The organism is Novosphingobium soli, assembly GCF_042432915.1.
Taxonomy (GTDB): domain Bacteria; phylum Pseudomonadota; class Alphaproteobacteria; order Sphingomonadales; family Sphingomonadaceae; genus Novosphingobium; species Novosphingobium soli.
The window spans coordinates 284,736-310,774 of sequence record NZ_JBHLWK010000010.1; the positions used below are offsets into that span (position 1 = coordinate 284,736).

A 26,039-nucleotide genomic window follows, 5' to 3' on the forward strand; every position below is an offset into this window, starting at 1 on the left:
AGACGCGCGCCATTTGCTGCGCTGCAAAAAAATTACGGGCAGATGTGCGAGAACGGGCTTGCGCAAGCCGCACCAATCGGTGAAGCTGCGTCGCATAGCCAGTGTCTTCAGGATGCTGCAGGTGCGAGAAAATCGGCGCGCCGGGGTGATCAGATCTGCCCCGGCGCGCTCTCTCCCAACCCTGGTAAGGTTACACGAACCTTTCACGGCCGACCTTGCACCAGAAAATCGCTTTAGAAAAGCCGGAATCGCACGCGCGGCGTGATCGCACGCGAATGCCGCCCGTTGCTGCGGCGCCATCCCGGCGATGAGTTGCCGTGGCGGCTTGCGCAGCCGGCTGGGCGATGATCGTGTGCGGGCTGAGGAGAGATGCGATGGTCGCAGAGGGCGAGGGGCCAACCCTGCCGGCAAATGGCGATCCGGCCGGCTGGCTGGCTAAGATCGAATCGCGCGCAGCCAAAGTGCAGACGCCTTGCGGCGATGGCACCATGGTATGGCGCATCTGGGGACGCGGCGAACCGTTGGTCTTGGCGCATGGCGCGCAGGGCTCCTGGACGCACTGGGTGCGCAACATCGAGACGCTCTCCCGGCACCGCCGCCTGATCGTCGCGGACCTGCCCGGGCACGGCGATTCGGCGATGCCGGCCACGCCCGATCACGAGGGCATCTCGGCAGTGCTCGCCGCGGGGCTGCAGGCGATCCTGGGGACCGACGGGCTCCCGGTGGATCTCTGCGGGTTCTCCTTCGGCGGCGTGGCTCTGGCGCACCTGGCGGCGCTCTATCCCGAGGTTGCCCGCAGGCTGGTGATCGTCGGCTGCGGCGGGCTGGACACGCCGATGGGCCATCCGCGTCTCGGGCGCATCAGCGGCCTGGTGGGCGAGGCGCGGCGCGCGGCGCTCAAGGCCAACCTGCTCGGCCTCATGCTGCACCACCCGGACAGCGTCGACGCGCTTGCGATCCACATGCTGCTGCCCACGGCCAAGGCGGCGCGGTTGCAGGTCTCCGCGCTGGTGGTGCCCGACCGGCTGCTGCGGATCCTGCCGAAGGTGCGCGCCCCGGTCGATGCGATCTGGGGCGCGTTCGACCTGCCGCATCCCGATCCGGCTGTTCAGGAAGCGGCCTTGCGGACGGTGCAGCCGGCAGCGGAGTTCCGGGTCATCGAAGGCGCCGGCCACTGGGCGATGTACGAGCGGCCCCAGGCGTTCGAGGCCGCGCTGCTCGACATCCTCGCGCAGCCGCCCCGGCCCGCCTGACGAAGGGCAAGCGCGCGGTCGAAAAAGGTATCGTCTTGCGCTTGCGGGAGGGCGTCCGCGCGCGAACGCCCCCCGCCAGGCTCACCAGACCAGCGGCAGGTGCTCGGGACCGATGACGCCGCCCGGGCGGTACTCGATCCGCGTGCCCGGCTTGACCGAGAAGGCGGGAATCCGCTTGAGCCATTCCTGGAGAGCGATCTTCACTTCCAGCCGGGCGAGGTGCGCGCCCATGCAGCTGTGGACGCCGACCGTAAAGGCTAGGATCGTCTTGCGCGGCCGATCGAAGTCGACCTCCTTGGGGTTCGGGAAGACCTCGGGGTCGAAATTGCAGGCGGGCAGGACGAAGGTCACGCGGTCGCCCTTCCTCATCTGCACGCCGCGCATCTCGTAGTCCTTCTCCAGCACGCGGCCCGAGAAGGTGACCGACCAGCGGCGCAGCAGTTCCTCGACGATCTTGTCGATGTCCTGCGGCCGGCTGTGGATCTCCGCCAGCTTGTCGGGGTTCTCGGCCAGATAGAGCCAGATGTTGTTCAGCGTGGCGAAGACGGTGTCGAGCCCGCCGATGAACAGGAAGCAGACGAAGCCGAAGATCTCCTTGTCCGACAGCGGCACGCCGCCCGGCGCTGCGTGAGCGATGCGGCTGACCACGCCGTCGTCCGGATTCGCCTTCTTCTCCGCGATCGCCTGCTTGAGGTAGGCGGTGATCTTGGCCATCGCCTCGCCCATGGCTTCTCGGCTGTTCGAGTGCAGCAACTGCACGGCCCAGTCCACGAACTCGTCGCGCATCTCCTGCGGCAGTCCCATGATGTCGAGGAACACGGAGACCGGCAGCGGACGGCCGTAGTCCTCGGTGAACTCGCAAGTCCCGCCTGCAGCGACCTTCGCCTCGATCGCGTCGATCAGGTCGTTCGCGCGCTGGCGGATCTGCCCTTCCAGCTTGAGGACGCCCTGGGGGCTGAACACCGGGTCGACGATGTTTCGGTACTTGCGGTGTTCCGGCGGATCGATCTCGATCGGGATGAAGTAGAAGTAGTCGCTGGGGTCGCGGGGGAAGGGCGTGGCGCCCTCGTTCGAAAAAATCTCTGGATGACGCAGGCCGAACAGCGCGTCCTCGTGCTTGATCAGGTGCCACATGTTGCCCATCGGGCTGACGTCGTAATAGATCGGCGGCTGCTTCTCGTGGAGAGCGGCCATGAAGTCATGCGGGCTGGCAAGGAAGTCCGGTCCCACGGTCAGACCCGACTGGCGGATCAGGTCCTGCGGGACATGAGGCGGGACCTGGTCCATCCCGACGTGGCGCGGGAAGACGGGCGGCACGGGATTGGCGGCGTCGATGGGCATGGCTGGTCCCTTCAGAACTGGTGTTCAGGCAGATGGACGACGAGCCCGTCGAGCGCGTCGGTCATCTCGATCTGGCACGAAAGACGGCTGGTGGGCCGCACTTCCGCCGCCGCCGATTCGAGCAGTTCGGCCTCGGCGTCCGACGAAGGACCCCCGACCTTTTCCATCCAGTCCTGATCCACATAGCAGTGGCAGGTCGCACAGGAGAGCCCGCCGCCGCACTCTCCGACGATACCTTCGACGCCGTTGTACAGGGCTCCGCGCATGACGTTCTCGCCGACGGGCACGTCGGCGCGCGTCTCGTGCCCGTCGTGATCGACGTAAGTGATCTGGGGCATGGTTCCTCTCTCCATCCTGAGAACATTGTTCTCATCTTTTTACGCGCGAGCGCCCGGCTCTGTCAATTGCGTCCGCATGACTGCAGCGGAACGCGGCGGACAAGGCGAACCTCATCCCCGATCAAGCGACGCGCCAAGAACGGATGGCCAGCAAAGCCGCGAGACTGGACCGCAGTCGCGTCCGGCCTTAGCGATGAACGCCATGGCGAGCGTTTCACCTACCCTCCTCGATGATCCGGAGCACCCGCATGGAGAATGCGACCGTACGCGGTTGCTCATCAGGGTGGCTTACGACCTGCTGGACGAGGCCGGGCTGGAAGGGCTGACTATTCGTGCCGTCCTGGCGCGCGCGGGCTTGGCACGCCGAGCCTTCTACGAGCGCTTCCAGGGCAAGGACGACCTGGTCCTGGCGGTGTTCGACGCGTCCTTGCGATCAGCCGCGCTGCACTTCCGCCAAGAGACGGCGCGGTGCGCGGGACCGTTGGAAGCCTTGCGCACCATCGTCACGGGGATCGTCGTGGGTCAGCTCGGGCAGGAGCACCGGGCTGCCAACCGGCGCGGCGCGGCGCTCAGCCGCGAGCACTTGCGCCTTGCACAGACGCGCCCTGCAGAACTCGCCTCGGCGCTCGAGCCGCTGCTCGACCTCATGGCTAGCCATGTCGCGACTGGCATGGACCAGGGCCTGTTCCGCCAGGCCGACGCACACCTGCAGGCGCAGTTGATCTACAACCTCGTCTCCACCACGGTGCATACCGTGCTGCTGGCGGAGGAAGGGGGCGGCAGCGCGATCGCCGACCGCAGCGAGCGAGAAGGGCTTGCCGACTCGCTGTGGGAATTCTGTCGCCGCGCCATCGCCGCCTGAACGCACAGCGCTTCAGGGGGCGCCGATATGCAGGAGCAGGCGCCGGATGTCCGCAGGGCGCGCAAGATCGGTGCCCGCGCGCAGCACTGCGGCGGACCCGGAGGCAACGCCCCAGCGGAACGCCTCCAACTCCTCCTTCCCGGAGCCGAGGGCGTGGACCATGCCTGCGACGAAGCTATCGCCGGCACCCACCGCGCTGGCGGCGTGGATCCGCGGGGCTGGCAGGAACACCGGGCCTTCTCTGCGGGCCAGGACGGCGCCCTGATGGCCCATGGTCACTGCGACAAGCCCGGCCTGGCCGGTCTCTACGATGCGCATGGCCGCCTCTCCGATCGCCTCGATCCCCTCGAGCGTGCGGCCGGCTAGTTCCGCGAGTTCGCCCTGGCTGGGCTTGACCAGCAGCAATCCGCCCGCCTCGATGCCCCGCTGCAGCGCGGGCCCCGAGCTGTCGAGCACGACCTCCACCCCGCGTTGCCGCAGGAGCTGAATGGCCATGGCGTAGAAATTGTCGGGTGCGCCCGGGGGCAGCGACCCGCTGAGCACGACGAGTCCGCAGTCCGCCTCCGCCAGCGCATCCAGGCAGGCGCGCCATTCCGGCTCGCTCAGGCGCGGGCCTGAGGGGGTGAACCGGAACTCCTTGCCGCTGTCACGTTCCAGCACCGCGGAGGCGATCCGCGTGGGACCCCCGATGGGGATACGGGTGCGCGGCAGCTGGTGCGCGTCGATCAGGCCGTCCAACGCAGGGCCTGTCGCTCCACCGGACAGATAGAGGCAGCGCGTCGGCGTTCCCAGTCGCGCAAGCACGCGCGCCACGTTGATGCCGCCGCCGCCGGGTGCGTACCACTCGTTGTCCGTTCGCATCTTGTGCGTGTGGCGTACCGTGCCGACGTCGTACGAAACGTCGATCGTGGGGTTCATGGTGAGCGTTGCGACGGTCTTCACCGGTAGCTCCTTGCCAAAGCCTGCAAGACAACCGACGCACGGGGCCGAGGTTGCGATCGGCAGCGACGATAGCGCGATACCGACGAAAGGCTCAGGGAGCCACGTCTTCGCCCGGGATCACCGCCGACGGCTCGGCCTTGCCGAAAAGGTAGCCTTGTCCTTGCTTGCAGCCTTGGTCCCGCAGGTAGTCGCGCTCGCTTTCACGTTCGATCCCTTCGGCGGCGACGACCAGGCCAAGGCTGCGGCCCAGCCCGATGACGGCGCGGATCACGGCGCGCGAACTGGCCTCGCGGTGCAGGTTCAGGATGAACGACTTGTCGATCTTGATCTTGGTGAAGGGGTAGTTGAGCAGATAGCTGAGCGAGGAATAGCCTGTCCCGAAGTCGTCCAGCGAGATGCCGATGTTGAAGGCGCGCAAGTTGCGGATGATCGCGGCCGGCCTCGGCCCTTTCTCCATGAGGACCGCCTCCGTAATTTCCAGTTCCAGGCGCTCCGGCGCGAGCCCGGAGGTGGAAAGTGCGTTGATGACGGTGCTGAGCAGGTTGCCGTTGCGGAACTGCAGCGGCGAGACGTTGACCGAGACGCTGATGCGCTCGGGCCAGCGGATCGCCGCGTTGCAGGCGCTGTGGAGGACGAAGCGGCCGATCTGATCGATCAGGCCGATCTCCTCGGCAAGGGGGATGAAGACGTCGGGCGGCACTCTCCCGCGGTCTGGATGGTACCAGCGCAGCAACGCCTCGTAGCACACGACGGCGCCGCTCTGGAGATCGACGATCGGCTGGTAATGGACTTCAAGCAGGCCTTCGCGCACCGCTGCCCGCAAGTCCTGCTCTAGCCGGCTCTTTTCCTGCGCCGCCGCATCCATGCGGGCCTCGAAGCTGCGGCACGTGCCGCGCCTCTCGGCCTTGGCGGCATAGAGCGCGAGGTCGGCGTAGCGCATCAGGGTCTCGTGGTCGCGGCTGTCGTAGGGTGAGGAGGCGAATCCGACCGTGGCGCCGATGTGGATCGCGTGGCCCATGACGAAGAAGGGCTCGGACAGGGTGGTGACGATCGCCTTCGACACGACCTCGGCCTGGGTTAGGCTGGAGCGTCGGAAGATGACGGCGAACTCGTCTCCGCCGATACGGCACAGAAGCGCACCGGGCGGCATCAGCTCGCGCATGCGGTGCGCGGCCTCGGTGAGCACGGCATCGCCGAAGTGGTGGCCGTAGGTGTCATTCACCGGCTTGAAATGATCGAGATCCACCAGAGCCAGGGTGATCGTTTCCCTGGTCTCCGTTTGCTCTAGCAATTCGCGCAGGCGTTCGCGACAGTGCGCGCGGTTGGCGAGGCCGGTGAGTTCATCGTGCCGGGCCATGTGCGCCATGCGCTGTTCGATCCGGCGGCGCTCGGTGACATCGAAGATCGAGACGATCGTGCCGGAGTAGCCTTCCAGTTCGGACAGGCGCGTCGAAATCACCGCCTCCAGGCAGGCGCCGTCGCGCCGCAGCATTTTCCAGCAGTCACCCGTGTCGTCGTTGTCGGCGCCCAGCAGCACCGCCGCTCGCGGCCACATCGTCTCGGGGAACAGGTCGCTGGCGGCGATCCCGTCCATCGTGCCGGGAGCATAGTCGAACAGGGCGCAGGCGGCCGCGTTCGCCACGCGTATGCGGCTGGTGTCCAGGTCGTAGACGAACATGGCCAGTGGGTTGCGCTCGAACAGCAGGCGGGAGGTTTCTTCCTTCTGCTTAAGATCGGTGATGTCCACCCGGATACCGATCGTTCCACCACTCTCGATCTTGCGCTCCTCGATCAGGATGCAGCGGCCATTCGAAAGCCATTGCTCGTGGCGCACACCGGGCCTGCGAAGGCGAGCCAGGCGTTCGGAAAGCCACGCCTCCTCCTGTCCTAGGGCCTCGGGATAATCGCCGCGCTGGATGCCGATGCGCAGGACATCCTCGATCCGCACGCCAGGTTGGAGGAGGTCGGCCGATCCCTGGTAGATCTGCGCGTACTTCTCGTTCCACAAGATGTACCGGTCTTCATCGTCGAGGAAGACGATGCCCTGCGGCATGGCCTCTATGGCTTCGCGCAGCCGCGCTTCCGCCTGCGACGCGGCAAGCAGGGCGGTGTCGAGCGAGGGCCGTTCCTCGTCGTCTGCCGAGGCTCCGGTCGGATTATGGTTCAGCCCCCAGTACACGCAGCTCCCCTGTCCTTCACAGCCAGGCTAGGAAGCAAGTGGTTAACTTTCCTCCCCATCACCAGGACTTGCGAAGCGCCGTGGGGCCGAGACGAGCCGGCGTGAACGCAAATGGCCCGCCGTGCCGGAGCACGACGGGCCAAGCTTTCCTCCCCAGGAAAACTGCGGCGTCAGCGGCGCGTGGCGCTGCCGAGGCGGTGATAGAGGTTGGAGTACTTGGACGAGATCGGATCGTCCTCGTGAGCCTTCAAGTAGTACAGGACGGCTTCCTGCAGCAGCTTGAAGTCCTCGTTCGAGAGCACCGCGCGGGCGCGGGCCGGTTCTGCGGTCATGGTCGTCATGCTCATTCCTTTCCTTGCTTGCGGATGGCTTCCCCGCCCCAAGGACCGTCCCCGGGGCTTCCTCCAGCTTGTGTGCCGTCAGGCGGCGAACTGGTTCATCGTGTTGTGGGCGCCGCCGGCCTTGAGCGCGGCCTCGCCGGCAAAGTATTCCTTGTGATCGTCGCCGATGTCGGACCCGGCCATGTTCTGGTGCTTCACGCAGGCGATGCCCTGGCGGATCTCCTGCCGCTGCACGCCCTTGACGTAGCCGAGCATCCCCGCCTCGCCGAAGTACTCCTTCGCCAGGTTGTCGGTCGATAGCGCTGCGGTGTGATAGGTCGGAAGGGTGATGAGGTGGTGGAAGATGCCCGCCTCGCGCGCCGCGTCCTTCTGGAAGGTGCGGATCCGCTCGTCGGCTTCGTCCGCCAGCGCGGTGCCGTCGTAGTCGATGCTCATCAGCCTGGCGCGCTCGTAGGCGGACACGTCCTTGCCCTCGGCGTCCCAGGCGTCGAACACCTGCTGGCGGAAATTCAGCGTCCAGTTGAAGCTGGGCGAGTTGTTGTAGACCAGCTTGGCATGGGGGATCACCTCGCGGATGCGACTGACCATGCCGCCGATCTGGCCGATGTGCGGCTTCTCGGTCTCGATCCAGAGCAAGTCGGCGCCGTTTTCCAGCGCGTGGATGCAGTCGAGCACGCAGCGGTCCTCGCCGGTTCCGGGGCGGAACTGATAGAGGTTGCTGGGCAGGCGCTTGGGCTTCATCAGCTTGCCATCCCGACTGATGAGGACATCGCCGTGTCCGATGGCGGCTGCATCGACTTCTTCGCAATCGAGGAAGGCGTTGTACTGGTCGCCGATGTCCCCCGCTTCACGGGTGAAGGCGATCTGCTTGGTCAGGCCGGCGCCCAGCGAGTCGGTGCGCGCGACGATCAGGCCCTCGTCGACGCCGAGCTCCATGAAGGCGTAGCGAACCGCGCGGATCTTGGCGATGAAGTCCTCGTGCGGGACGGTGACCTTGCCGTCCTGGTGGCCGCACTGCTTCTCGTCCGAGACCTGGTTCTCGATCTGGATGCAGCAGGCGCCCGCCTCGATGAACTTCTTGGCCAAGAGATAGGTCGCCTCGGCGTTGCCGAAGCCGGCGTCGATGTCCGCCACGATCGGGACGACGTGCGTCTCGTAGGTGTCGATGGCATGTTCCAGGCGCTTCGCCTCCATCTCGTCACCAGCCTCGCGCGCCTTGTCGAGCTCGCGGAACATCATGCCCAGCTCGCGCGCGTCCGCCTGGCGCAGGAACGTGTAGAGTTCCTCGATCAGCGCCGGGACGCTCGTCTTCTCGTGCATCGACTGGTCGGGCAGCGGCCCGAATTCGCTGCGCAGCGCCGCGACCATCCATCCGGACAGATAGAGGTAGCGGCCCTTGGTGGTCCCGAAGTGCTTCTTGATGCTGATCATCTTCTGCTGGCCGATGAAGCCGTGCCAGCATCCCAGCGACTGCGTGTAGTTCGCCGGATCGCGATCGTAGGCGGCCATGTCCTCGCGCATGATGCGGGCGGTATAGCGCGCGATGTCGAGACCCGTGCGGAAGCGGTTCTGAAGGCGCATGCGCGCGACGGATTCTGCTTCGATGCCGCCCCAGTGGGGCTGCGTGCCGATCATGGTGTCGGCTTCGATGATCTTGCTCTGGTACGTCACGATGCGGGTTCCCCTGGCGGAAGCGATGCGTTCGATGGCCTCGAGGTAGTCGCCGCGGCATCGGACCGGAACCGTCGACGAAGTGCGGCTGTCAAACTTTACAGATGTTCCTTGTAAAGTTGTCGGCGTGTGACAGAGTGCGCGGCTATGGCAGAAAACCGCCCCTTGTACCTGGGTCCCCGCCTGCGGCGGCTGCGACGCGAACTCGGCCTGACGCAGCAGGGCATGGCCGACGACCTGGCGATCTCGCCCAGCTACGTCGCCCTGCTGGAGCGCAACCAGCGGCCGGTCACCGCCGACATGCTGCTGCGGCTGGCGCGCACCTACCGGCTCGACATCGCCGACATCGCGGGAGACGAAGGGGAGGACTACGCCCGCCGCCTGGCCGATGTGCTGCGCGACCCGATCTTCGCGGACATCGACCTGCCGCGGCTGGAGGTGGCCGACCTGGCGATGAGCTTCCCCGGCGTGTCGGAGGCGTTGCTGCGCCTGCACCAGGCCTATGTGCGCGAAGCGCAGGCGCTGGCCGAGCAGCGCGCGGCGGGACCGATGGCCGACGAGAACGAGCCCGTGCGCGAGGCGCAGCGCTTCCTTGCAGCGCATCGCAACTACTTCCACGCTCTCGACACCCGCGCGGAGGATCTGGCGGCCGAAATCGAGGGGGCGGGCGGCGCGGTCGAGTGGCTCGCCCGGCAAGGGGTGCGGGTGCGCTTTCTGCCCCCGCAGGTGCTCGTCGATTCGCTGCGCCGGTTCGACCGGCACAACCAGCAGTTGCTGATCGCCGACACGCTGGACCAGGCCAGCCGCGCGTTCCAGATCGCCACCCACATCGCCCACACCGCGTTGCGGAGCGAGATCAAGCAGGCGATCCGGGCCGAGGCCTTCTCCAGCCGCACCACCGCCACGCTGCTCCTGCGCGCCCTGGCGGGCTATGCCGCGGCGGCCTTGGTCATGCCTTACGGTCGCTTCGCCAAGGCGGTGGAGCAGCGCGGCTACGACATCGACGCGCTCTGCGCGCTGTTCGGCGGCAGCTTCGAGCAGGTGGCGCATCGCCTCACCACGCTGCAGCGCCCGGGCGAGGAGCGCGTCGGCTTCTTCTTCATCCGCGTGGACGAGGCGGGGAACGTCTCCAAGCGGCTCGACGGCGCGGGTTTTCCCTTCGCGGCGCACGGGGGCGGATGCCCCTTGTGGAGCGTCCACCAGGTGTTCCGCCGGCCCGGCGAGATCGTGACGCAATGGCTCGAACTCCCGGGCGGCGAGCGGTTCTTCTCGATCGCGCGGACAGTCAGGGGCGGCGCAGCGGGACACGGCGCGCCGCGGGTGCTGCGGGCGGTGGCGCTGGCTTGTGCGGCGGAAAGCGCCGGGCGGCTAGCCTATGCGGCTGGGGTCGACCCGGCGAGCGCGCTGCCCACCCCGATCGGCGTGACCTGCCGCCTGTGCCAGCGCGCCGAGTGTACTGCCCGTTCCGTCCCGCCGATCGGCCGCGACGTGCTCGCCGACGATACCCGCCGGGCGGCGCAGCCCTATACCTTCGCGGAGAATTAAGAGCCCATTAGCGCCGCATTAGGACCGCCATTGCGGTATTCACCGACACGGCATCGCTGCCGTTGCACTTTTACCATCTTTCCTGAATACCGACGCTGCGTTTGCAGTTGTGAATTGATCTGTCCTCGCTTCGGAAGGGATGGACAAGCACGGCGCGGCTTTCCATCAACGGCACACGCATCGACAGCCACCGGCACCACCAGCACCGGGGCGCGCGAGAGAGGGGAACGAGAGCGTGAGCAGCGAGACAGTCCTTGCGGGCCATACTACCTCCGATGCTCCGACGACCGAGACACCGGCGGAGGCGACGACGTTCGCCCGGCTGATCCGCGCCGCAGCCGCGGCTTACGGCGAAGCGACCGCGGTGGTGCTAGAAGACGGCGAGGACGTCCTGGCGCAGATCAGCTATCGCGCGCTCGACGACCGTTCCGCCCTGATCGCCAGGGGGTTGCTGGCGCGCGGGATCGGCAAGGGAGCCCGCGTGGGGTTCATCCACGGCAACGGGCCCGAGTTCGCCGTCATGCTGGCGGCGATAAGCCGCATCGGGGCGGTCGCGGTGCCGATCAGCACGATGATCCGCGCCAACGAACTGGTTCGCGTCCTTCGCCAGTCCGACATCCAGGGGCTCGTCCTGCAGCGCACGGTCCTCGGCAAGGACCTGGTCGAGCGCGTGGTCGATGCGCTTCCGGAGCTGGCGGGGCAGCAGAGCGGATCGCTGCGGCTCGCGCGCGTGCCGTACTTGCGCTGGATCCTCTCCGACGGAGACGGACTGCCCGGCAGCATCGCCGCGCCGGACTTCCTCACCGAAGCTGCCGCGAGCGTGACCGAGGACCTGCTGCGCGAGGTCGAATCGGAGGTGCATCCGACCGACCAGATGGTCGAGATATACACCTCGGGCTCGATGGCGCTTCCCAAGGGCGTCCGCCATGCGCACGGTCCGGTCTGCTTCCGCAGCCACACCATGCGTGCGATGATGGAGCACACGCCGGGCAAGCGCGTCACCTGCATCCTGCCGATGTTCTGGGTGGGCGGCCTGATGATGTACCTGGTGCCCGGGCTCGAGGCCGGTTCGGTCGTCGTCTGCACCGAGCGGACGCTTGCGAACAGCCGCTTCGCCATGGGCTCGGTCCTGGCGGAGGAGGATCTGGCGGCCATGCGCGGACCCAAGCCCTGGTGGGGGCTGGGGATGAGCGAGACGCTGGGCCCCTATTCCTGGGGTGACGACTTCCGCGCGCCGGGACGGCCGGTCTGCGCCCCGATGGACCATTTCGGGCCGGGGTACGAGATCCGCATAGCCGATGCCGAGAACCGCCCCGTCGCGGCCGGCGAGGTGGGGGAAATGCAGGTGCGCGGCTACCCGGTCGCCACCGGGCTCCACAAGATCGACCGGGCGGAGCACTACACGCCCGACGGGTATTACCGGACGGGCGACATGTGCCTGCTGGAGGACCGTCCGCAGGGGCGGCGTATCCACTTCGTCGGGCGCGGGGGCGACATGATCAAGGTCTCCGGCTCGAACGTCTCCCCTGCGGAGGTGGAGATGGAACTGCAGGCGCTCGACGGAGTGCACAGCGCCTACGTCGTCGGCCTGCCGGACCGGGAGCGGGGGGCGTTGCTGGTCGCCGCGGTGGTGCCGCGCGAGGGCGCGCCGTTCGATCCCGCCGGCCTGGAAGCCGAGCTGCGGCAGCGGCTGTCGAGCTACAAGGTGCCGCGCGCCTATGTCGCGCTGTCGCGCGAGGAGGTGCCGCTGCTCCACTCGAACAAGGTCTCGCGGCGCGACCTCGCGCAGATGCTGGCGGAGCGGCTGGGCCGGGGGTGAACCGCGCCGGCCGCGGCGACCGGGCGGGAAAGGCCAGGTGAATTCGCGGTGCGGAACGGACGCTTCTATTGACGAACGACGCAGCTTGCTTCTAGGCCGGGCTATTCGAAATAGCGAAAGCACCCATGTCGCGTTCCTCTCCCGGTGTCGCCCGCGTAGCGGCCATCCTCAACTTCATCGCCGACCACCCCGGGCAGGCCTTCGCGCTCACCGACCTGGTCCGCGCGCTGAAGCTGAGCCGGGCCACCTGCCACGCGCTGCTGACCGGCCTGGTCGACGTGGGCTACCTCTATCGCACCACCGACAAGACCTACGTTCTCGGCCCCGCGCTGGCGGCGATCGGGCGGACCGCTGCGGCGCACTTCTCGCCGCTGCAGGTCGCCCAGCCGGAAATGCGCAACCTGGCCGACGAGTTCGACGTGGTCTGCGGCGCCTATTTCCTGGAAGGCGACGTCATCCACTTGCGCGAGAGGGCCGCATCGCTGAGCCACATCGGCTACCCGGTGCCGCTCGGCACGCGCATGCCGTTGAGGTGGATCCAGGCGATCACCTTTTTCGCCCGCTCCGCGCGCGAGGCGGACGCCTGGACCGGACGCGCCGACCCGCCGCTCAGCGAGGATCAACTCACGCAGTTCCGGGCCGGACTGGAGTTCGTGCGCGCCAACGGCTTCGTGGCGCTGGTCCGACGCCCCGGCGCGGACGACAGCGTCGGCATGCGGATGGGGACCGAAGACCCGCCGGTGGTCCCGACCGTGGAGCTGGAGCCCGAGCGCGCCTACCCGCTGATGGCGGTGATGGCCCCGATCTACGACAGCCGCGACCGCGTGACGATGGCGCTGGTCCTGGCCGGCTTCCACGGCGCCATGACCGGCGAGAGCGTGATCGAGGCGGGGCGTCGTCTGGCAGCGGCATGCGAGCGTATCTCCGGCTTCCTCCAGGGGCGAAGCGAACCCGACTGACGCGGCCAAGTCCTGCATGCGCGGTGCGGGTGAGGCGAGGCTTGCAGCCTGTCTCTCGACACGCCCCTGTGTCCGGTCAGCCTGCGCTTGTCGAAGGTGCTTGGGCCATGGTGTGAGGCTCCCATGCTTCGACAGGCTCAGCATGAGCGGTGTGGGTGGGGCGAGGCTTGCAGCCTGTCCTGCAACGCGCCGGACTCGCTCAGCCAGGTGGGGGTGGGCGGGGTTTGTGAACTGTCCCGTAACGCTCCGGACCCGCTCAGCGTGAGCGGTGTGAGTAGGGCGCTTCGCAGCCTGTCCCCCGACATGCCCTCTCAACCGCTCAGCCTGAGCTTGTCGAAGGCCTCTGCGCCGTGGCGCGCCGCTTCCATTCTTCGACAGGCTCCGCATGAGCGGTGTGGGTGGGGCATTGAGCAGTGTGCCAACTCCAGTACCCCGGATGGCCGCTCTGGCATTGCTTGACCTCTCCCGTTCGCTACCATATCACTCATGTCGAAAACAAATTCGCGATGCCGAACGAAGGTGCATCGACGACACCGGGAGAGTGGCCTTGTCGGACGTGATCGTTGCCCCCGAGACACGGGATCTTGTGGAACTGGCGAGGCGGCTGGAGCAGTGGCTTTCCTCCCGCCTGCCGGGAGCCACCAACATCCGGGTCACCGACCTCGCTTATCCCCGCGGGGCCGGGCAGAGCCACGAGACGGTGCTGTTCGACGCCAGCTGGAACCACGGTCGGCGCGCCCACACGCAAGGATGCGTGGTGCGCATCAAGCCCCGGTCGTTCACCGTTTTTCCGGACACGCTGTTCGAGGAGCAGTACCGCGTCATGAAGCGCCTGGCCGAAGGTGGCGAGGTGCGCGTCGCCCGGCCGCTGTGGTTCGAGGAGGATGCCGCGATCCTGGGCAATCCGTTCTTCGTGATGGAGAAGAAGCAGGGGCGCGTTCCGGTGTCGATCCCGCCCTATGCGCGCGAAGGCTGGCTACGCGATGCCTCGCCCGAGCAGCGGCGGACGCTCTGGCGCAGTGCGGTGGAGCAGCTTGCCGCCATCCAGCGGGTGCCGGTGGCCGAGCTGGGCTTCCTCAAGGGTCCTGCGGGCGCCGAGCAGGGGCTTGCGCAGGAATGGGACAAGTACGTGCGCTTCACCGAGTGGCTGGAGGAGGTCGCGCCGCAGCCGGTGCTCCGCGATGCGCTGGAGCTGCTGCGCGCGCAGTGGCCGGCGCACGATCCCGAGGGCCTCGTCTGGGGCGACGCGCGGATCGGCAACATGATGTTCGACCATGACTTCAACGTCGTCGCCGTGATGGACTGGGAGCAGCCCTCGCTGGGCGGCGCGCTGCACGATCTCGCCTGGTTCTGCACCCTGGCGGAGACGATGCACGGGCCCAACTCGACCTATGGCGCGCACCTCGAAGGCATGGGTTCGCGTGAGGAGACGATCGCCCTGTGGGAGGCGCTCTGCGGCAAGTCCGCGGCGGGGCTGGAGTGGTACGAGCTCTTCACCCATTTCAAGATGACCTGCACGGGCATCCGCCTCGGTCACTTGCGCGGTCAGCCGATGATGGACGAGCCGACGATGCGGAAGCGGCTGCGGGTGGCCTGACGGGTGTATCCTGACGCGCCTTCGTCACGGGCGCGCCAGCGTTCGCCGCAAGCCGTGCTCGCGCGTGATAAGGCGCCGGAACTCTTTGGCGGCGCCGACGCCTCTAGCTGTGTTCTCGTCGCACGAACGGGAAAAGCTGGAAGGATGGATCATGAAGAAGGCATTGATATGGGCCGCGATGACGGCCCTGGCCCTGGCCCTGCCGCTCGGCGCGCAGGCGCAAGTCGGGTCGACGCTGCCCGGGACGGGCACGGGCACCGGCACCGGAACGAGCACGGGCACGGGCACGGGCACGGGCACGGGCACTGGCACCACCATGGACGACACGACCACCGGCTCGACCGGAACGACCACCCCGCCGCGCGAGCGCGACAGCCGGCGCACGCAGCGCGGCAGCCGGGCTCCTGACGGCTCCACCGACACGACCGGTCCGGACCGCAGCGGGCGCTCGGGCACCGGATCCTCGGACAGCAGCAGCATGCCCGGGACCAGCGGAAGGGGCAGCAGCACCGGATCGGACATGGGCACCGGATCGGACATGGGTACCGGATCGGACATGGGCACGAGCCCCGGCTCGGGCACGTCGAGCAGCGGCAGCGGCACACCCGGCGGCGGCACGAGCGGCAGCGGCAGCAGCGGCAGCTCGGGCACTGGCGGAACGGGGGGCACCGGCACGCCGTAAGCCGGTCGAGGTGCGATCGGGGCGGCGGTGTCGCCCCGGTTTCGCATATGCCGCCGGCGGGGCCCTAGCGCAGCAGCACCGGCAGACCCGAGACGCCCTGCTGCTCCAGCCCGCCGGTCATGAACGGCGCCGGCGCGTCGGGGGCCAGGCGCAGCTTCGGGAAGTGATCGAGCAGGGCGTTGATGCCGCGGTTGATCTCCACCCGCGCGACGTTCATGCCCAGGCAGCGATGGGTACCGAGCCCGAAAGCCATGTTGGTGAGCTTGGGCCGGAACAGGTCGTAGGCGTCGGGCCGCTCCCAGCGCGACGGATCGTGATTGGCGGGACCAAGGCCCAGTTCGAGCACCGCGCCTTCGGGGATGTCGTGGCCCCGGAACGCCACGTCCTGCATGACCATGCGGTAGAAGTAGGGCGCGGTGGGATTCCAGCGCAGGCTTTCCTCGATGGCGTCGTCGATCAGCGCCCGGTCGTCGCGCACCGCGTCGAGCTGCTCGCGATGCGTCAGCAGGGCGAAGAGTGCGATGCCCATCTGCCGCCACGAGGTGCCGCCGCCGGCGACCATCACCAGCTTGGCATGGGCCAGGATCTCGCGGTCGGTGAGCGGCCGGACGGGCTCGCCCGGCACCTGCAGCTTCATGCCGAGGAGGAAGCTGACGAGATCGTCGCGCGGCTCCTCGCGCCGGCGGGCGATGAGGCCCAGCACGGTGCTCTCGACGATCTTGGCGTTCTCGAGCCGCTGCTGCATCGTCACGGTGCGGCTGGAGCTGGTCGAGTTGAGGTAGGCGTGGCGGAAGCGCAGCGCCTCGTCGCCATCCAGCCCGATCGCGGTGGTGATGGTATAGACCGGGATGCGCGCGCAGTAGTCGAGGTTCAGGTCGGCGCGCTCGCCGGCGGCCATGCGCGCGATCAGCCGCGCTATGATGGTGTCGATCGTGTGCTCGCGCCACCAGCCCATCGCCTCGGGCATGTTGAACTTGGGCTGGATGGTGCGGCGGTAGGCGCGGTGGACGGGCGGGTCCATCTCGAGGATGCCCATCGTCTTCTCCCCGGCGGGATTGTCGTGCCCCTGCACCGAATTGGAGAAGATCGCCGGATCGCGGAAGGCGGCTTCGCAGGCGTCGTAGGACAGCACCGTCCAATGCGGACGGCCGGCGGCGCGGCTGTGGCGCTCGTGCGGCGGCAGGCCCAGCAGTTCGCGCAGGCGGCCCTTGTGGACGGGCGCCTGCGCGCGCAGGGCATGGACCTGCGGCATCACCGCGGCGACGTCGATCAGGTTGCCCACCGCTTCGGCCTCGCGGCGGACGTCGTAGAGCTCCTCGTAGAGCGGGTCGTCGGCCGTGAGGACGTCAGCGGTGTCGAGCATGGTCAGCCGATGCCCAGCAGCTTGACGGCATTGTCGTGGATGATCGCGCGCACGTCCGCCTCGGGCACGCCCTCGAAGTCGCGCAGGATGATCTGGCGGGACTTGGGGAAGGTGGTCTCCGAGTGGGGGTAGTCCGAGGACCACATGATGTTCCTGCCGCCCGGCAGGTTGCGGCACAGGATGCCGGTGCGATCCTGGATGAACGAGCCGAAGACGTTGGTGTCCATGTAGTAGCTCGGCGGGTTCTTGATCGGGCACTCGGTCCAGAAGCGCTGCTTCTCCCAGGTGCGGTCGTTGTACTCGGCGTACCAGGCGAACCAGCCCACGCCGCTCTCCATCGAACCGATCCGCAGGCTCGGGAAACGGTCGAAGATGCCGTTGTAGATGAAGATCCCGATCGGCTCCGCCATCGCCAGCTTGCTCATCGGCATGTCCGGCAGGAAGAACTCCTTCTGCCCGAACCGCGGCACCCGCGCGCCGAGGTGGAAGGTGATGACCACGTTGTGGTCGCACACCGTCTTCCACAGCTTGTCGAAGGCGGGGTCGGAGTACTGCAGCGCGCCCTTCTGGTCGCCGGTGAGCGCGGAGACCTGGCCGTCCTTCATGTTGGCGATGCCCGAGGAGGTCTTCCAGGCGTCCGGGTTCTGCGGGAAGGCGGGCAGGTTGATCGCGCGAAAGCCCTTCCTCGCCAGCCGCTCGACATGGCTGCAGGTCTCGTCGATGTCGCGCATCGGCACGTAGCCGACCGGGTACAGCCGGTCCGGCGCGGCGGAGCAGAAGTCCAGCACCCAGTTCTGGTAGGCCTCATAGCTGGCGACGTAGAGCTCGTTGTCGAACGAGCCGAGCGGCCCGCCGCCGAAGAGGAGCGCGGCGTCCATGCCGTCGGCGTCCATGTCGGCCAGGCGGGTGGCCGGCTCCCAGACCTTGCGCTGCTCGGCCAGGCGGCCTTTCATCTTGAAGTTCTTGCCTTCGCGGCCCGCCTGGTTGTTGATCATCATGAACGGCCGGCGGCCGCCCTCGAAGCAGATGTAGTCACCATCCTCGGCATGCTCGATGTACGGCGCGCGGTCCTTGAGGTGCGAGGGGAGGTAGTCCTTCCACATGTCGTGCGGCGGATCGATGTGGGCGTCGGCGTCGAAGATGGGGCCGTACTGCCAGTCGTCAACCTGACCGTCCCGGATCGCCGGATCTGCTTCGCTCATCTTGCAGGCTCCTCTCCCGCCGTCTTTGCGGCGTAGTTCCAAATAGCGAATTGATTATCGCAGTTTTGAATGAGTCGGTCAAGGACAGCCGCGTCTCCGCTGCGCCGATCAGTCTCTGCGCAGGATCATCGCGCCGTATCCGTAGCCCCCGTTGGAGACGATGCAGGTCTTCGCATCCTGCACCTGACGCCCCCCGCCCCGGTCCCAGAGCTGGACGGTCGCCTCGTGGATATGGCCGTAGCCGTGGAAGCGACCGGCGGAGAGCTGGCCCCCGCCGGTGTTCAGCGGCAGCTCGCCGTCCAGGGCGATGCGCGAGCCGCCCTCGACGAACCGGCATGCCTCGCCGCGTGGCACCAGTCCCAGCGCTTCCAGCCACATCCACACGTGGATCGAGAAGCCGTCGTAAATCTGCGCGCAGTCCATGTCCGCGGGCCGCAACTCCGTGCGTTCCCACAGCATCGCCCCGGCGCGGGCGGCGGCCGGCAGTTCGGTGAAGTCGCCCTCGTAGCGACCGACCCAGAGCCCGCCCACGGCCATGCCCATCGCTTCCACGTGCAGCGGGGGATTGCGCAAGTCCTTCGCCGCATCGCGATGCGAGAGGACGATCGCGGTCGAGCCGTCGATGTGCGAATCGCAGTCGAACAGCCGCAGCGGGGAGGAGATGACGCGACTGGCGAGATAGTCGTCGAGGCTGAGCGGCTTGCGGTAGATCGCATTGGGATTGTGCGCGGCGTTGGCCCGGTTGTTGACCGCGATGGCTCCGAGCTGCGCCTCGCTCGCCCGGTACTTGTCGAAATAGGCCTGCGCGTAGAGGGCGAAGGTGTTGATCGGCGACAGCGCGTTGTACGGCACCGTCCAGGCGTTGTTGCCGTCCACCCGCTGGCGCGAGCCCGACATCAGGGTCGAAGCGCGCGAAGCCAGCCGCGCCTGCGCCTGCGCCACGCTGCGGAACACCACCACGTGGCGGGCCAGGCCGCAGGCGATCGCCGTGATCGCGTTGAAGATCGGGGCCATGTGGCTGAACCCCTCCGCCGAGGCGAGGATCCAGCGCGGCGCGATCCCCAGCACCGCGGCCGCTTCGGAAGGGCTGACCGGCGCGATCCCGCCGCCTTCGCTGCTCTTCCCGGGGTAAGTGGCGATGCCGTCGATGTCGGCCGGCGTCAGGCCCGCATCGGCGATGGCGGCGAGGCAGGCGTTGGCGGTGAGCTGGAGCGCGCTGCGAGAGGAGGGACGTCCCACCTCCGACTGGGCGGCCCCGGTGATGCAGGCGAGCTTCTCCGGAAGCAGGGTCATGCGGCCTCGTCCTCCCGGAACATCGGGAGCCAGACGTCCTCGTGCCGCTCGAACGTGACGCGCAGCGGCATGCCGATGCGCACGTCGGCGGCTTCCGCCAGGACATTGGTGAAGACATAGAGCTGCGGCTGCTCCACCAGCTCGACCACCCCGAAGACGAAGGGCACGGCCAGCCCGGGAACCCAGGCCTCGCAATTCACCGTGTAGCTGGCCAGCCTGCCCTTGCCGGACATCGCCTCGGGCGCGACGGCGTCGCTTTGGCACTGCGCGCAGAGCGGGAAGGGGGGGTGCTGGTAGGTGCCGCAATGACTGCAGCGCTGGATGCGCAGGACGCCCTCGGACCCGGCCGTCCAGAAGAACGCCGTTTCGGGCTCCAGCCTCGGGAGCTTGTGCGCAGGGGCCTCGCTCGTCATCAGAACACCACGCCCTGCACTTTGAGGTCGATGATCTCGTCCTCGCTGTAGCCGAGGCTTTCCAGCACCGCGTCGCTGTGCGCGCCCAGTTCGGGCGAGCGGCTCGAGGCGAGCGGCTCTCCGTCGAACACCATGGGCAGCCCGACCATCGGGATCTCGGTGCCATTGCCGTAGTCGATCCGCTTGAGGTAGCCGTTGGCCTGCGCCTGCGCATCGTCCTTCATCTCGCCGACGTCCTGCACCACGTCCCACTGGCCCTGCTGGCGCGCGAGGATCTGCCGCCATTCGGCCAGCGGCTTGCTGGCGAACAGCGCCTTCACCTCGGCGTAACAGGCGTCGCGGTTGTCGCGCCGCGCCGCCGCATCGGCGAAGCGCGGGTCCGCCGCGAGGTCGGGCCGGCCGGCGACCTCGCACAGCGGCGCCCAGTACTTGTCCGCCTGCAGCATGCACAAGGCCACGAAGCGGCCGTCCGCGGTGCGGTAGTTGCTCACCAGGACATTGTGCGGCTGGTCGGCCCGCGGCTTCGGGAACTTCTGCACGCCGTCCGCGGTCGCCTGGCAGACGTAGCGCTGCATCGACCACAAGGCGGTCCCCAGCAGCGAGACGTCGACGGTGGAGGGTTCGCCCGTCATCGCGCGCTTGGCGATCGCGGCGCAGATCGCGCCGGAGAGCATCGCGCCCGACAGGGTGTCCCCGAAGGCCGGCCCCGGCGGCCCGACCGGGTGGGGCGCGTCGGGGTCGGTGAGGGAGGAGGAGATGCCTCCGCGGGCCCAGAAGGTGATCGCGTCGTAGCCGCCTTTCTCCTGCTCCGGGCCGGAGGGGCCGAGCGCGCTGCCGCTGGCATAGATGAGCCTGGGAAAGCGCGCGCGGATCGTCTCCTCGTCGATCTGCATCGCACGGCGGGCAGGGGGGAGCAGGTTGGTGAGGAAGACGTCGGCGTCGGCGAGCAGGCGGTAGAGCACGGCGCGTCCCGCCTCCTGCTTGAGATCGAGCGTGACCGAGCGCTTGCCGCGGTTGTAACTCTCCCACGAGAAGTCGATCTTGCCGCCCATGCCGCCGATCTGCAGGCCGCGCAGGGGATCGCCCGAGGGCGGCTCGATCTTGATGACGTCGGCACCGAGGTCGGCGAGCATGCCCCCGCAGGCAGGCACGAAGGCCCACATCGCCACTTCCACGACCTTGATGCCTTCCAGCGGCTTGCCCACGCCATTCTCCTCTCTCGTCGGCCTTGGCGCGAGTGCTACGCACCGATCGCCTGACCGCTTGAAATTCTCTATTGCGAAGGATGGACCGAAATGGCGAATAGGGTCAAGGAGGACGAACGGTTAAGAGAAGGAAGCAGGCATGTCACAGATCCCCGCACGACAGGTTCCGGCGCAGCCGCAAATTGCGGTTCCCCGCAGCCTGGCGGAGGCGCTTGATCCTGCATGGCTCGCCGGCGCACTCGCGCAGGTCGCGGAGAAGCGCGCGATCACGCAGGTCGAGGAGGTGGAAGTGATTCGCACTGTGGCCACCAAGGTGCGCTTCGCGGTGACGTTCGACGATGGCGAGACGCGGGCGTTCTGCCTCAAGGGGCTGCTGGACGTCGACGAGATGACGGCGCGGGGCGGGCCCACCTGCGTGCTGGAAGCCGACTTCTACGGCAAGGTGGCCCCGGCAATCGCCACGCGCGTGCCCGAATGCATGGCCACGGTGATCGACCGGGGTGCCCAGCAGGCGGTGACGATCATGCGCGATCTCATCGTCGACGGAGCGCGCTTCTGCTCGGCGCTCGATCCGTTCACAGCCGAGGACGCGCTGCTCAGCCTGGAGCAGCTGGCCTTGCTCCACGCGCGCAGCGCCTTCCTCGAAGGTGCGGACTGGATCCGGCCTCGCGCCGCGGAGCTTGCGCAGATGAGCTACGTGACGCCCGACGCGCTGCAGGCGCTGCTGGACGGGCCGCGCGGGGACAACCTCTCGCCCCGCGTGCGGAGCGCCCAGAACCTGGCTGCGGCGATCAAGGAGCTGGCCGCGCGAGACGGCGCGCGGCCCCAGTTCATGATCCACGGCGACGCCCACGCCGGAAACGTGTTCCGCGTCGCCCCGGGCGAGGGCGGTGGCATCGGCGTGATCGACTGGCAGCTTCTCCAGCGCGGCGGCTGGGCGCTGGACGTAGCCTATCACCTCAACGCGGTGCTGCCCTGCGAAGTGGCGGAAGCGGAGGAGCGGCGGCTCCTGGGCGAATACCTCGCCCTCATGCGCGGGCACGGCATGGCCATGCCCGAGGAGGAAGCGGCCTGGGCGCAGTACCGCGAGGCGGTGACCTATGGCTACTACCTCTGGGCGATCACGCGCCGGGTCGATCCGCCGATCATCGTCCAGTTCACCGATCGCCTCGGCCGGGCAGTGATGCGGCACGACAGCTTCGGCTTGCTCGGCGTACCGTAAGGCGCGTCACGCGCTCGGCGCGTTGCAGGGTGCCGGGCGGGAAGCGCTGGGCCTGCGCGCCGGCGAACGCCACCATGCGAGCACGAATAAGAGCCACGCTCCGGGGAGCGTGGCTCAAGTCTGGCCCGAAGGCCTCGTGTCCCCGCGCGCGGGCAGGCGCGCGGGGCTTTGCAAGGGTTACTGGCCGAAGTTGAACCTCAGGCGCACGCCGTACATCCGCGGCGCGCCGTAGAGCTTGTCGCCGATGCCCGAGGAGAGATAGCCGCCGCCGTTGCTGACCTCGTAGACCTCCTTGGTCACGTTGGTGGCGAAGAGAGCCAGGTCGATCGGTCCACCGAAGGCCCGCTTCCAGTCCAGGTTGAGGTTGAGCAGCTCGCTCGGGGCGATGCGGCCCAGCGTGTCCATCCCGGTGAGGCGGATCACCGTCACGTCGGTGAACTGTTCCGAGGTGTAGGTGTAGGTGGCGCCGAACGAGAGATCGCCCATGGTTTCCGACATCGGGATGCTGACGGTGCCGGTCAGCGTCAGCCGGTGCTTGGGCGACAGCGCCAGCGGATCGCCGGCCTCGCCGCGCGGGATCGGCGGGAGGAACGGAGAGTTCGCCGGGAGCTCCGGAATGGCGATCTCCTTGATCTTGGTGTCGAGGTAGGTGTAGCCGGCCGAGAGGCGGAAGATGTCGAGGAACGATGCGGAGGCGTCGACCTCGACGCCCTTCAGCTTGGTGCGGCCGGCGTTGATGATCGCGTTGCCGCCCGCCAGGAGCTGCTCGAATGCCGGCTTGGGCTGGACCTGCGCGAAGACCTGCTGGTTGCTGAAGTCGTTGTAGAACCCCGCGAGGTTCAGGTAGCCGGAGAACGAGCCGGCGTTGAACGAAGCCTTGGCGCCGATCTCGTACGCATCGACCTTTTCCGGATCCCACGTCTCCAGGCTGGGCACCGTGAAGTTGACGCCGCCCTGGCGGTAGCCGCGCGAATACTTGGCGTAGAGCAGCGTGTCCGGCGTCGGCTTGAAGTCGAGGTTGACGAGCCAGGTCGGCTCGTTCGACTTGTTGTTGATCCGCGTGCGGCACTTGGTGACGTCGAGGCTGCCGTCGCCGAAAGGCAGCGGCGCGATGTTGACGCCCGGGTGATTGAGCGAGTCGTTGCAGGTGATGGCTGCGGGCACGACGCCGAGCCCTGGGATCGTCGCCAGGGTGTAGCGCACGCTCTCACCGGTGCCCTCGATCTTGTCGAAGGTCCAGCGGCCGCCCAGCGTGAGGGCGAACTGGTCGGTGAAGTTGTAGGTGCCCTGCGCGAAGATGCCGTGGTTGTCGAAGTTGAACCGGGTGCGCGACTGCGAGATCAGGCCGAAGCCAAGCGGCGTGGTGCAATCGATGGTGCCCGGATCGTCGCAGTCCGCGTAGATGCCCGTGCGCTGCTGGTTCCAGCCGAGCGGCCGGGCGAACTCGAGATAGCCGCCGACCACGTAAGTCAGCTTGCCATCCTCGCTGTTGCCCTGGAGCTGGAGCTCCTCGGTGAAGGCGGACTGCGCCGAGGCGTCGTAGCCCGGCTGCGCGCCCAGCTCGATGTAGCCGAAGCGGGTGCCCGCCGGCGCGACGTTGACGCCGAAGGGCCGCAACGCGGCGAGCTCATCCGAGACGAAGAAGTTGTCGCTGTAGAGCTGGAAGGCCGAATCCTCGCGGAATTCGCCGTAGCTCATGATGTTCTTCACGGTGAGCGTGTCGGACGCGCGCCAGGTGGTGGTATTGATCACCTGCCAGGTGCGCAGGTGGATGTTCGGGTCGAGCGTGCTGACCTCGACGTCATAGGGACCATCGCCGCGGGCGGCCTGCCGGTCCACCTGGTCGCAGGCGGCCGTGGCGGCGGCGTAGTAGGTAAGGCTGCCGCCGGCCAGCGGCGAGGCGGCGTTGCGGTCGCACGTCAGGTACCGCGACGCATAGCCGTTGGTCGAGGAGTCGCTGTACGTGGCGATCGTGTAGTTCTCGAGATCCTCGGTCAGATCGGCCACCACGCTGAGGCGGAAGTAGTCGTAGTGGACGTCGTTGTAGTCCTTGGGGCCGAGGCCCGAGCGGTTCTTCATGTAGCCGTCGCGCCGATTGAGGTCGGTGGCGAGGCGGACGCGGAATTTTTCCGAGAGCGGCGCGTTGAATGCGCCCTGCAGGCGCTTCTGGTCGTAGTTGCCGTAAGTCGCCTCGAGGTAGCCCTCGAGGTCGTAGGTCGGCTTCTGCGGCACCAGCAGCACCGCGCCGCCGGTGGTGTTGCGGCCGAACAGGGTGCCGGTCGGGCCCTTGAGCACCTGCACGTTCTGCAGGTCGGTGAACGAGCCGGCGCCGACCGTGTTGCCGGACGTGGTACCGCCGGCGGAACGCACGCCCACCACGTCTGCGAAGTAGACGCCCACTGTCGGCGCCGTCGGACCTTCCTGGACGAAGCCGCGGATCGCGAAGGCGGACTTTTCAGGGCCGAAGCGCTGGTCGACCGAGAGCGAAGGCGTGTAGGTGGCGAGGTCGGAGGCGATGGCGACGTTGCGCTGCTGCAGCTGCTCCTGGTTGTAGACCGTGATGGAGATCGGCACGTCCTGCAGCCGCTGTTCGATACGCTGCGCAGTGACGATGATGTCGGTGGGACGCGGCACATCGCGCTCCTGGGCGAGCGCGGGAACCGCTGCCGTGCCGCCGAACGCGGCACCGAGCATCAGGGCATTTCTCAAGTTCCTGCCAGTCATGGTCTTTCCTCTCCTCCGGAAACCTTGTTCTCATTGATGGCGATGGATGCGGCGGCACGGCCGGTGTTCCGGTCCGCGTTCGGGATCGATCAGGAACGTTCGACAAAGATGGGGAATGACCGGTGCCGGCCGAGCCGGACCCGTCTACGGCGCCCCCCGTGCGCCCTTTCTCTCTCCCTCCGTGCCGGTGTCCGGCATCCGTCTTTGCTTTAAGGAAACAGTACGAATCCCCCGCTTCTTTGCAAGGATAACTGGACGCGATTCAGTTCACAATCGCGAAATCGGTGTCGGAAATTCGAATTTCCCGCCGTTGTGGTGGAATTGTAACAGGCGATCGGCTCCTCAGGGCGCCAGCGTCGCTTCGAGCAGCGCCAGAGTGCCGCTCCAGGCAACTCGATGTGCGACCGGATCATAGGCAATTCCCTCCGCAAACCCGTCGTGATCGGGGTCCGTGAACGAGTGGCGGGCGGTGGCAAACAGCGTGGCCTGGTAATCGACGCCGGCGGCGTCGAACTCGGATCGCAGGGCGTCGAGATCCGCCACCGGTGCATAGGGATCGCGCCCGCCGGTCCAGACGGCGACGCGCGCGGTGACCTCGCCCGGGCGAGCGGGTGCATGCGTGGTCAGGAGGCCGTGGAAGCTCGACACGCACCGTACCGGGGCTCCGCTTCGCGCCAGTTCGAGCACGCAGCGTCCGCCGAAGCAGTAGCCCAGGGCCGCGATGCGATCGGGATCCACGCCGGGCGTGGTCCTCACCGTTTCTAGCCAGGCGACCACGCGTCGCCGCAAGTCCTCGGGGCGCGCCATGAGCGCGGCGAAGTACCCGCCCGCCGCCTCGGGGGTGGAGATGTCCGCGTCCTGGCCGTACATGTCGATGGCGACGGCCACGTACCCGGCGTCGGCAAGCGCCTCCACGGCGGCGAGGAAGCTCGGCCCCGGGCCGGTGGCGCCGGGGAACATCAGCACGGCCGGCTGCGTTCGATCGTCCACGCGCCCGGTCATGGAGCCTTCGAGGATCACACCGTCATGGATGCAGCGAAGAGGTTCGAAGATGCCGGCCATCGCTTGCTCCCGATAGTGGCGCGCGG

21 protein-coding genes are annotated in these 26,039 nt (G+C 67.8%); 8 read left to right on the forward strand and 13 right to left on the reverse strand.

Annotated features, from left to right (window positions below):
* Positions 1-374: 374 nt before the first annotated feature.
* The gene (locus tag ACFFJC_RS07870) at positions 375-1,253 is read left to right on the forward strand and encodes an alpha/beta fold hydrolase (protein WP_379486943.1); all 879 of its coding nucleotides are present in this window, start codon (positions 375-377) and stop codon (positions 1,251-1,253) included.
* Between the two features lie 81 nt (positions 1,254-1,334).
* Here the strand turns inward: ACFFJC_RS07870 and ACFFJC_RS07875 are convergent, their stop codons facing one another.
* Together ACFFJC_RS07875 and ACFFJC_RS07880 are read right to left on the reverse strand one after the other, a co-directional pair.
* Complete coding sequence (locus tag ACFFJC_RS07875; protein ID WP_379486944.1) at positions 1,335-2,594, reverse strand: cytochrome P450; 1,260 nt, start codon at positions 2,592-2,594, stop codon at positions 1,335-1,337.
* 11 nt (positions 2,595-2,605) lie between these two features.
* On the reverse strand, positions 2,606-2,932 hold the full coding sequence (locus tag ACFFJC_RS07880) for a 2Fe-2S iron-sulfur cluster-binding protein (protein ID WP_379486945.1): 327 nt from the start codon (positions 2,930-2,932) through the stop codon (positions 2,606-2,608).
* 283 nt (positions 2,933-3,215) lie between these two features.
* Here ACFFJC_RS07880 and ACFFJC_RS07885 point away from each other — a divergent pair, with 283 nt between their 5' ends.
* The gene (locus tag ACFFJC_RS07885; protein ID WP_379486946.1) at positions 3,216-3,794 is read left to right on the forward strand and encodes a TetR/AcrR family transcriptional regulator; all 579 of its coding nucleotides are present in this window, start codon (positions 3,216-3,218) and stop codon (positions 3,792-3,794) included.
* A gap of 12 nt (positions 3,795-3,806) precedes the next feature.
* Here the strand turns inward: ACFFJC_RS07885 and ACFFJC_RS07890 are convergent, their stop codons facing one another.
* From ACFFJC_RS07890 to ACFFJC_RS07905, 4 genes are all read right to left on the reverse strand, one after another.
* Entirely contained in the window at positions 3,807-4,736 is a 930-nt protein-coding gene (locus ACFFJC_RS07890) for a 1-phosphofructokinase family hexose kinase (protein WP_379486947.1), read from the reverse strand.
* A 91-nt stretch (positions 4,737-4,827) separates the two neighbouring features.
* A complete protein-coding gene (locus tag ACFFJC_RS07895) occupies positions 4,828-6,915 on the reverse strand; it encodes a putative bifunctional diguanylate cyclase/phosphodiesterase (protein ID WP_379486948.1) in 2,088 nt (695 codons plus the stop codon).
* A 170-nt stretch (positions 6,916-7,085) separates the two neighbouring features.
* Complete coding sequence (locus ACFFJC_RS07900; RefSeq protein WP_162130158.1) at positions 7,086-7,256, reverse strand: hypothetical protein; 171 nt, start codon at positions 7,254-7,256, stop codon at positions 7,086-7,088.
* 78 nt (positions 7,257-7,334) lie between these two features.
* Positions 7,335-8,927 carry an isocitrate lyase gene (locus ACFFJC_RS07905; RefSeq protein WP_379486949.1) on the reverse strand — a complete coding sequence of 531 codons (1,593 nt, stop codon included), beginning with the start codon at positions 8,925-8,927 and terminating at the stop codon, positions 7,335-7,337.
* A 147-nt stretch (positions 8,928-9,074) separates the two neighbouring features.
* On the opposite strand from ACFFJC_RS07905, the gene ACFFJC_RS07910 reads away from it, so the two are divergent.
* The 5 genes from ACFFJC_RS07910 (at position 9,075) to ACFFJC_RS07930 (ending at position 15,529) form a co-directional block, all read left to right on the forward strand.
* The gene (locus ACFFJC_RS07910; RefSeq protein ID WP_379486950.1) at positions 9,075-10,472 is read left to right on the forward strand and encodes a helix-turn-helix domain-containing protein; all 1,398 of its coding nucleotides are present in this window, start codon (positions 9,075-9,077) and stop codon (positions 10,470-10,472) included.
* Positions 10,473-10,707: 235 nt separating this feature from the next.
* The gene (locus ACFFJC_RS07915; protein WP_379486951.1) at positions 10,708-12,291 is read left to right on the forward strand and encodes a class I adenylate-forming enzyme family protein; all 1,584 of its coding nucleotides are present in this window, start codon (positions 10,708-10,710) and stop codon (positions 12,289-12,291) included.
* Positions 12,292-12,416: 125 nt separating this feature from the next.
* Positions 12,417-13,250 carry an IclR family transcriptional regulator gene (locus ACFFJC_RS07920; RefSeq protein ID WP_379486952.1) on the forward strand — a complete coding sequence of 278 codons (834 nt, stop codon included), beginning with the start codon at positions 12,417-12,419 and terminating at the stop codon, positions 13,248-13,250.
* Between the two features lie 541 nt (positions 13,251-13,791).
* The gene (locus tag ACFFJC_RS07925) at positions 13,792-14,847 is read left to right on the forward strand and encodes a phosphotransferase family protein (protein WP_379486953.1); all 1,056 of its coding nucleotides are present in this window, start codon (positions 13,792-13,794) and stop codon (positions 14,845-14,847) included.
* A 151-nt stretch (positions 14,848-14,998) separates the two neighbouring features.
* Positions 14,999-15,529: a hypothetical protein gene (locus ACFFJC_RS07930; protein WP_379486954.1), complete on the forward strand. Its 531-nt coding sequence runs from the start codon at positions 14,999-15,001 to the stop codon at positions 15,527-15,529.
* Positions 15,530-15,593: 64 nt separating this feature from the next.
* On the opposite strand, the gene ACFFJC_RS07935 is transcribed toward ACFFJC_RS07930, so the two are convergent.
* The 5 genes from ACFFJC_RS07935 to ACFFJC_RS07955 all read right to left on the reverse strand — a co-directional run bounded on the left by ACFFJC_RS07935 (position 15,594) and on the right by ACFFJC_RS07955 (position 21,005).
* Entirely contained in the window at positions 15,594-16,892 is a 1,299-nt protein-coding gene (locus ACFFJC_RS07935) for a cytochrome P450 (protein ID WP_379486955.1), read from the reverse strand.
* Between the two features lie 2 nt (positions 16,893-16,894).
* Positions 16,895-18,094 (reverse strand): amidohydrolase family protein, encoded by a 1,200-nt coding sequence (locus tag ACFFJC_RS07940; protein ID WP_379486956.1) that lies wholly within the window; start codon positions 18,092-18,094, stop codon positions 16,895-16,897.
* 108 nt (positions 18,095-18,202) lie between these two features.
* Entirely contained in the window at positions 18,203-19,387 is a 1,185-nt protein-coding gene (locus ACFFJC_RS07945) for a thiolase family protein (RefSeq protein ID WP_379486957.1), read from the reverse strand.
* Positions 19,384-19,800, reverse strand: coding sequence for a Zn-ribbon domain-containing OB-fold protein (locus tag ACFFJC_RS07950; RefSeq protein WP_379486958.1), 417 nt, complete (start codon positions 19,798-19,800; stop codon positions 19,384-19,386). Before ACFFJC_RS07950 ends, ACFFJC_RS07945 begins: the two co-directional genes overlap by 4 nt.
* Positions 19,800-21,005: a CaiB/BaiF CoA transferase family protein gene (locus tag ACFFJC_RS07955; RefSeq protein WP_379486959.1), complete on the reverse strand. Its 1,206-nt coding sequence runs from the start codon at positions 21,003-21,005 to the stop codon at positions 19,800-19,802. The genes ACFFJC_RS07950 and ACFFJC_RS07955 overlap by 1 nt, the downstream gene beginning before the upstream one ends.
* Positions 21,006-21,144: 139 nt before the next feature.
* Between ACFFJC_RS07955 and ACFFJC_RS07960 the strand changes: the two genes are divergently transcribed.
* Positions 21,145-22,227 carry a phosphotransferase family protein gene (locus ACFFJC_RS07960; RefSeq protein ID WP_379486960.1) on the forward strand — a complete coding sequence of 361 codons (1,083 nt, stop codon included), beginning with the start codon at positions 21,145-21,147 and terminating at the stop codon, positions 22,225-22,227.
* A 177-nt stretch (positions 22,228-22,404) separates the two neighbouring features.
* Here the strand turns inward: ACFFJC_RS07960 and ACFFJC_RS07965 are convergent, their stop codons facing one another.
* Both ACFFJC_RS07965 and ACFFJC_RS07970 read right to left on the reverse strand, forming a co-directional pair.
* Positions 22,405-24,951: a TonB-dependent receptor gene (locus tag ACFFJC_RS07965; RefSeq protein WP_379486961.1), complete on the reverse strand. Its 2,547-nt coding sequence runs from the start codon at positions 24,949-24,951 to the stop codon at positions 22,405-22,407.
* Between the two features lie 342 nt (positions 24,952-25,293).
* Positions 25,294-26,013: a dienelactone hydrolase family protein gene (locus tag ACFFJC_RS07970; RefSeq protein WP_379486962.1), complete on the reverse strand. Its 720-nt coding sequence runs from the start codon at positions 26,011-26,013 to the stop codon at positions 25,294-25,296.
* Positions 26,014-26,039 lie beyond the last annotated feature (26 nt).

Bases quoted from the DNA above. Each gene is read 5' to 3' on its own strand.
- ACFFJC_RS07945 (WP_379486957.1), bottom strand. From the start codon at position 19,387: ATGACCCTGCTTCCGGAGAAGCTCGCCTGCATCACCGGGGCCGCCCAG.
- ACFFJC_RS07970 (WP_379486962.1), bottom strand. From the start codon at position 26,013: ATGGCCGGCATCTTCGAACCTCTTCGCTGCATCCATGACGGTGTGATC.
- ACFFJC_RS07900 (WP_162130158.1), bottom strand. From the start codon at position 7,256: ATGACGACCATGACCGCAGAACCGGCCCGCGCCCGCGCGGTGCTCTCG.
- ACFFJC_RS07910 (WP_379486950.1), top strand. From the start codon at position 9,075: ATGGCAGAAAACCGCCCCTTGTACCTGGGTCCCCGCCTGCGGCGGCTG.
- ACFFJC_RS07960 (WP_379486960.1), top strand. From the start codon at position 21,145: ATGTCACAGATCCCCGCACGACAGGTTCCGGCGCAGCCGCAAATTGCG.
- ACFFJC_RS07965 (WP_379486961.1), bottom strand. From the start codon at position 24,951: ATGACTGGCAGGAACTTGAGAAATGCCCTGATGCTCGGTGCCGCGTTC.
- ACFFJC_RS07935 (WP_379486955.1), bottom strand. From the start codon at position 16,892: ATGCTCGACACCGCTGACGTCCTCACGGCCGACGACCCGCTCTACGAG.
- ACFFJC_RS07930 (WP_379486954.1), top strand. From the start codon at position 14,999: ATGAAGAAGGCATTGATATGGGCCGCGATGACGGCCCTGGCCCTGGCC.
- ACFFJC_RS07950 (WP_379486958.1), bottom strand. From the start codon at position 19,800: ATGACGAGCGAGGCCCCTGCGCACAAGCTCCCGAGGCTGGAGCCCGAA.
- ACFFJC_RS07920 (WP_379486952.1), top strand. From the start codon at position 12,417: ATGTCGCGTTCCTCTCCCGGTGTCGCCCGCGTAGCGGCCATCCTCAAC.
- ACFFJC_RS07870 (WP_379486943.1), top strand. From the start codon at position 375: ATGGTCGCAGAGGGCGAGGGGCCAACCCTGCCGGCAAATGGCGATCCG.
- ACFFJC_RS07880 (WP_379486945.1), bottom strand. From the start codon at position 2,932: ATGCCCCAGATCACTTACGTCGATCACGACGGGCACGAGACGCGCGCC.
- ACFFJC_RS07940 (WP_379486956.1), bottom strand. From the start codon at position 18,094: ATGAGCGAAGCAGATCCGGCGATCCGGGACGGTCAGGTTGACGACTGG.
- ACFFJC_RS07875 (WP_379486944.1), bottom strand. From the start codon at position 2,594: ATGCCCATCGACGCCGCCAATCCCGTGCCGCCCGTCTTCCCGCGCCAC.